Source organism: Dietzia cercidiphylli (assembly GCF_014145145.1).
GTDB classification, from domain to species: Bacteria; Actinomycetota; Actinomycetes; order Mycobacteriales; family Mycobacteriaceae; genus Dietzia; species Dietzia natronolimnaea.
In genome coordinates this window covers 1-5,555 of the sequence record NZ_JAALEA010000472.1, presented here as the reverse complement: position 1 = coordinate 5,555, position 5,555 = coordinate 1, and the positions used below count along the sequence as shown (strand labels likewise).

7 protein-coding genes are annotated in these 5,555 nt (G+C 72.0%); 5 read left to right on the top strand and 2 right to left on the bottom strand.

Annotated elements, in window-relative coordinates; translation table 11 throughout:
• From G6028_RS15755 to ilvD, 3 genes are all read left to right on the top strand, one after another.
• Window positions 1-880, top strand: an 880-nt coding sequence (locus G6028_RS15755) for a cryptochrome/photolyase family protein (protein ID WP_206682363.1), incomplete at its 5' end; no start/stop codon positions are given.
• A 71-nt stretch (window positions 881-951) separates the two neighbouring features.
• Window positions 952-2,094, top strand: coding sequence for a PQQ-dependent sugar dehydrogenase (locus G6028_RS15750; RefSeq protein ID WP_182659436.1), 1,143 nt, complete (start codon window positions 952-954; stop codon window positions 2,092-2,094).
• A gap of 50 nt (window positions 2,095-2,144) precedes the next feature.
• Window positions 2,145-3,869: a dihydroxy-acid dehydratase gene (gene ilvD, locus G6028_RS15745; RefSeq protein ID WP_182659435.1), complete on the top strand. Its 1,725-nt coding sequence runs from the start codon at window positions 2,145-2,147 to the stop codon at window positions 3,867-3,869.
• Window positions 3,870-3,952: 83 nt separating this feature from the next.
• On the opposite strand, the gene G6028_RS15740 is transcribed toward ilvD, so the two are convergent.
• Both G6028_RS15740 and G6028_RS15735 read right to left on the bottom strand, forming a co-directional pair.
• A complete protein-coding gene (locus tag G6028_RS15740; protein WP_179525623.1) occupies window positions 3,953-4,348 on the bottom strand; it encodes a VOC family protein in 396 nt (131 codons plus the stop codon).
• Between the two features lie 32 nt (window positions 4,349-4,380).
• A complete protein-coding gene (locus G6028_RS15735) occupies window positions 4,381-5,067 on the bottom strand; it encodes a phosphate signaling complex PhoU family protein (protein WP_179525622.1) in 687 nt (228 codons plus the stop codon).
• A gap of 162 nt (window positions 5,068-5,229) precedes the next feature.
• Between G6028_RS15735 and G6028_RS17955 the strand changes: the two genes are divergently transcribed.
• Together G6028_RS17955 and G6028_RS15730 are read left to right on the top strand one after the other, a co-directional pair.
• Window positions 5,230-5,364 (top strand): hypothetical protein, encoded by a 135-nt coding sequence (locus G6028_RS17955; RefSeq protein WP_259844327.1) that lies wholly within the window; start codon window positions 5,230-5,232, stop codon window positions 5,362-5,364.
• Window positions 5,361-5,555 (top strand): hypothetical protein (locus tag G6028_RS15730; RefSeq protein ID WP_182659434.1); only part of this gene is annotated, 195 nt, incomplete at its 3' end. The genes G6028_RS17955 and G6028_RS15730, both read left to right, overlap by 4 nt.

Here is a 5,555-nt window from a genome sequence, read left to right as displayed (position 1 = left end):
CGCGGACCCCGACTCGGGCGCGTCCGAGGACGTCGACCCCGGGCCGGGAGGCGCGGGGCGCGGGGGAGAGGCCGGGGAGCAGGCGGCCCTCGCGCGGTGGCGGGAATTCCTGCACGAGGACCTGACCTCGTACGGCGACCAGCGGGACCGGCCCGACCTCGACACGACCAGCCGACTGTCCGTGCACCTGAAGTACGGGGAGATCCACCCGCGCACGATCCTGGCCGAGCTCGCCGATCACCCCGGCTCGGACTCCGAGGGCGCGCGTCGGTTCGTCACCGAGCTGGCGTGGCGCGAGTTCTACGCGGACGTCCTGTGGCACCGGCCCCGCTCCGCCTGGCGCGATCTCCGGGACACGCTGGAGGGAATGGACTACGACGAGGGCCCGGAGACCGCCGCGCTCGTCGAGGCCTGGCAACAGGGGCTGACCGGCTACCCGTTCGTGGACGCCGGGATGCGGCAGCTGCGGGCCGAGGGGTGGATGCACAACCGCGTCCGGATGGTCACCGCGAGCTTCCTGGTCAAGGACCTCCACGTGTGGTGGCCGTCCGGGGCCCGGTACTTCCTCGACCACCTGCGGGACGGCGACCTGGCCTCCAACAACCACGGGTGGCAGTGGGTGGCCGGGACCGGCACCGACGCCTCGCCGTACTTCCGGGTGTTCAACCCCGTCACCCAGGGGGTGAAATTCGATCCGGACGGCGACTACGTGCGCCGGTGGATCCCCGAGCTCGCGCACCTGTCGGGCGCCGCCGCCCACGAACCGTGGCGAGCGGCGGACGGATACGACCACGGGTACCCCGAGCGCATCGTGGACCACGCCGAGGAGCGCCGCGAGACCCTCCGTCGCTACGACCGCGCCCGCGGCGACGGGAGCTGACGGGCCCGGCGGGTCACCTGCAGGGACCCGGCTCGGGGCCGGGCCGCCCGCGGAGCCGATACCGTGAGGGCATGCGACGACTCCTGGTCCCGGTAGCGGCAGCGGCCCTCGTCCTGACCGGGTGTACCGGCGGAACCGCCTCCGTCGACCCCGATGACAGGGCGGGGCAGGCGCCGTCCACCGCCGCCACCTCCGAGGACTTCCGCGTGACGGAGCACGGCGGGTTCGACGAGGGGTGGGCGATGGCCTTCCTGCCCGGTTCCGAGCACCTGCTCATCTCACAGCGCGGAGGTGAGTTGATGCTGCGCGATCAGTCCACCGGCGAGGTCGTCGAGGTCGCCGGGGTGCCGCCGGTCGACGACGCCGGGCAGGGAGGTCTGCACGACGTCGCCGCCGGCGCCTCCCACGCCGAGGACGGCGCCGTCTACCTCAGCTGGGTGCGCGACCATCCCGAGGGCGCGCAGGGCGTGGTGGGCCGCGGCATACTCGACGTGGACCGCGCCGAGCTGACGGACCTGGAGGTGATCTGGGAGCAGGACCCCGCCGTCGGCAACGGACACTTCGCGCTGCGCCTGCTCGTCCTCGACGACCACCTCTACGTGACCTCGGGCGACCGCCAGGAGCAGACCCCCGCCCAGGACACCGCCAGCAACCTCGGCGCAGTGGTCCGCCTGACCCTCGACGGGGACCCGGCGCCCGGCAACCCGTGGGCGGGGGACGGCGGCTCCTCCGCCGACCTCTGGACCATCGGCCACCGCAACCCCCTGGGCATCGCCGAGGACCCGGAGGGCGGGATCTGGGTGTCCGAGATGGGCCCCCGCCACGGCGACGAGCTCAACCTGCTCGTCGAGGGCGCGAACTACGGGTGGCCCCGGGCCTCGATGGGACGGCACTACGACGGCGGGGACATCCCGGACCACCGGGACGGTGACGGCTTCGTCCCGCCCGCCGCGTACTGGGTGCCCGCCATCTCCCCCGGCAGCCTCCTGATCTACGGCGGGGACCGTTTCGACGGCTGGAGAGGCAGCGCGCTCGTCGGCGGACTGTCCGGACAGGTGTTGGTCCGTGTGGAACTGCAGGACCAGACCGCGACCGTCGTGCAGGAATGGGACATGGGCGAGCGGGTCAGGGCGCTCGCCGAGGCCCCCGACGGGGCGATCTGGGTGCTCGAGGACGGCCCGGGTGGGCGCCTGCTCGAGCTGACCCCGGTCTGACCCGTCGCCTCTCCTGTGGCCCTCTCCCGTCCACCGCCTAGTCTGGCGGTATGACGCAGCAGACTGATCAGACGAGCACCCGCGACGGTGTGGACATCAAGCCCCGCAGCCGGGACGTCACCGACGGCCTCGAGAAGACCGCCGCGCGGGGCATGCTCCGCGCGGTCGGGATGGGGGACGACGACTGGGGCAAGCCCCAGATCGGGGTGGCCTCCTCGTGGAACGAGATCACCCCGTGCAACCTCTCGCTCGACCGCCTGGCCAAGGCGGTCAAGGAGGGCGTGCACTCCGGCGGCGGGTACCCGCTCGAGTTCGGCACCATCTCGGTGTCCGACGGGATCTCGATGGGTCACGAGGGCATGCACTTCTCGCTCGTGTCCCGCGAGGTGATCGCCGACAGCGTCGAGACGGTGATGAGCGCCGAGCGGCTCGACGGGTCGGTGTTGCTCGCCGGCTGCGACAAGTCCCTCCCGGGGATGCTCATGGCCGCCGCGCGCCTCGATCTGGCGGGCGTCTTCCTGTACGCGGGATCCACGTTGCCCGGCTTCGCGAAGCTCTCCGACGGCACGGAGAAGCAGGTCACCATCATCGACGCGTTCGAGGCCGTCGGGGCGTGCTCGCGCGGTCTGATGAGTCGCGAGGACGTCGACACCATCGAGCGAGCCATCTGTCCCGGCGAGGGGGCGTGCGGCGGAATGTACACCGCCAACACCATGGCGAGCGCGGCCGAGGCGCTCGGGATGTCCCTCCCGGGGAGCGCGTCCCCGCCCGCGCCGGACCGGCGGCGGGACGACTACGCCAAGGCGAGCGGTGAGGCGGTGGTCGAGTTGCTGCGTCGCGGGATCACCGCCCGCGACATCATGACCAAGGAGGCGTTCGAGAACGCGATCGCCGTGGTCATGGCCTTCGGCGGATCCACCAACGCCGTCCTGCACCTGCTCGCGATCGCCAGCGAGGCGGAGGTCGAGCTCACCCTCGACGACTTCGCCCGCATCGGCGCGAAGGTGCCGCACCTCGCGGACGTCAAGCCGTTCGGCGCGCACGTGATGACCGACGTCGACCGGATCGGCGGTGTTCCGGTGGTCATGAGGGCCCTGTTCGACGCGGGACTCCTGCACGGCGACTGCCTCACCGTCACCGGGCGCACCGTCGCGGAGAACCTCGCGGACATCGCCCCGCCGGACCCGGACGGGCTGGTGCTGCGCGCGATGAGCGAGCCGATCCACCCGACCGGCGGCATCACGATCCTGCACGGGTCGCTCGCCCCTGAGGGCGCCGTGGTCAAGTCCGCCGGCTTCGATTCCGATGTCTTCGAGGGCACTGCCCGCGTGTTCGAGCGGGAGCGCTCCGCCATGGACGCGCTGGAGGACGGCACGATCACCGCCGGGGACGTCGTGGTGATCCGCTACGAGGGGCCCAAGGGCGGCCCGGGCATGCGCGAGATGCTCGCGATCACCGGCGCCATCAAGGGCGCCGGGCTCGGCAAGGACGTGCTGTTGATGACGGACGGGCGGTTCTCCGGTGGCACCACCGGCCTGTGCGTCGGCCACATCGCCCCCGAGGCGGTGGACGGTGGACCGATCGCCCTGGTCCGCGACGGCGACCGCATCCGCCTGGACGTGTCCGACGGGACCCTGGACCTGCTGGTGGACGAGGCCGAGCTGGAGGCGCGTCGCGCCGGGTGGGAGCCGCTCCCGCCGCGCTACACCCGCGGTGTGCTGGCCAAGTACTCCAAGCTCGTGCAGTCGGCCTCGACGGGCGCGATCTGCCGGTGAGGCCCCGCGGCAGCAGGTGACACGCCACGGTGGCTCGCCCACCACCGCATGACCCGGGCTCACACCCGGGTCATGCGGTCGCCCTACTTCGCGTCGGGGTCCGGTTGGTGGATGCCGAACACGTTGCCCTCGGTGTCGAGGAAGTAGCCCTGCCACGCCATACCCGGCAGGGCGTGCTTGTCCATGGCCACCGTCCCGCCGGCGTCGAGGATCGCGCGGGCGGTGGCGTCGAAGTCCCCGCACCCCATCGTGAGCACCGCGCCGGCGACGGGCGATCCCGTCGCAGGGGTGTCGCCGTTGCGCTGCATGATCGCGCCGTTGATGCCCGGTTGGTCCTCGGGGCCGGAGGTCACGCCAAAGTACGGTGACCCGGCGAAGTCGCTCCAGTCCTGGTAGGTCCAGCCGAAGACGGCAGCGTAGAACGCGCACGCCCGCGCGGGATCGGAGGCGTGGATCTCGAAGTGGATGGGACGGGACACGGCGGGCTCCTCACATCGGAGATCGGATCGGGTCAGTCGAGGACGGTGCCGTCCTCGAGGTGGGAGAGCGACCCGCCCCCGGGCCTCTCACCCGTGGCGAGGTAGACCACGCGGTTGGCGATACTGACCGTGTGATCGGCGAACCGCTCGTAGTAGCGGGCGAGCAGCGCCAGATCCACCGCCGCGACCGAGCCGTGCGGCCAGTCCTCGGCGGAGATCTGCCGCATGAGGTCGGCGTGGAGGGAATCGACCGCGTCGTCCTCCGAATCGAGTGAGCGAGCGAGGCGGACGTCCTTGGTGGGGAGCAGCTGCCCGAGATTCCGGGCCATGGCCGAGTCCCGCTCCGCGAATTCGCGGATCGTCGGGACCACGGGCCCGGGGATGACCGGGTTGGGGTGGCGTCGGCGGGCGACGCGGGCGATGTGGCCGGTGAGGGCGGCCATCCGCGTGAAGTGCTCGACGATGTAGATGCCGGAGACCACCTGCCGCAGGTCGCGGGCCACGGGTGCCTCGAGCAACAGCAGATCGAAGGCGTGCTGCTCGCTCGCCTCGCGCAGATCCTCCACCTCGGCCGCGCCGTCGATGACCTCGGTGGCGGCGACCTCGTCACCCTCGAGCAGCGCCACGGTGGCGAGGTCGAGGAGTCGGTTGTTCATCTCGCAGAACCGGACCAGCTGGTCGGAGAACTCGTCGAGCTTGGTATGGAGGACGGTGCGCATCCCATGACTGTAGTGGTGGGGCGGGATCGCCGCGATCCCGTTAAGCCAGTGTTCACCGCCCGGGCGGTCGGAGTGGGGGTGCGGGCGTGGGGAATAGATGGACCCATCGGTCTGTTCTGCCCTGTCGTACGCACGTCGCCCGCGTCCCGGAAAGGACACCCGATGATCCCGTTCCCGTACGAGACCACCCGCTCCCGGGAGAGGCGACCCGGCCGGTCGGTGCTGATCGACGCGGACTCGATGGTCGGGGCGCGGGAGATCGGCACCACCGCCTCGCGTCTGCGCGGGCTGGCATGAGCGGGTCCGCGGCCGCCACTCTCACCCCGGACCTCGGGGCACCGCGGGCACGGCTCACCGCCGGGGACCTCGGCGCCGTCGATCCCGGAGCGCTCATCGCGGTGATCGATTCGGTCGCCGCGCGGGCGACGGCGCTGGACCGCGGGGACGCCGACCTCAGGCAGGACCTCTCCGCTCTCGCCGACCTCGGC

Excerpts from the sequence above, each read along its gene's own strand:
- G6028_RS17955 (WP_259844327.1), top strand. The coding sequence starts at position 5,230 with ATGATCCCGTTCCCGTACGAGACCACCCGCTCCCGGGAGAGGCGACCC.
- G6028_RS15750 (WP_182659436.1), top strand. The coding sequence starts at position 952 with ATGCGACGACTCCTGGTCCCGGTAGCGGCAGCGGCCCTCGTCCTGACC.
- G6028_RS15735 (WP_179525622.1), bottom strand. The coding sequence starts at position 5,067 with ATGCGCACCGTCCTCCATACCAAGCTCGACGAGTTCTCCGACCAGCTG.
- ilvD (WP_182659435.1), top strand. The coding sequence starts at position 2,145 with ATGACGCAGCAGACTGATCAGACGAGCACCCGCGACGGTGTGGACATC.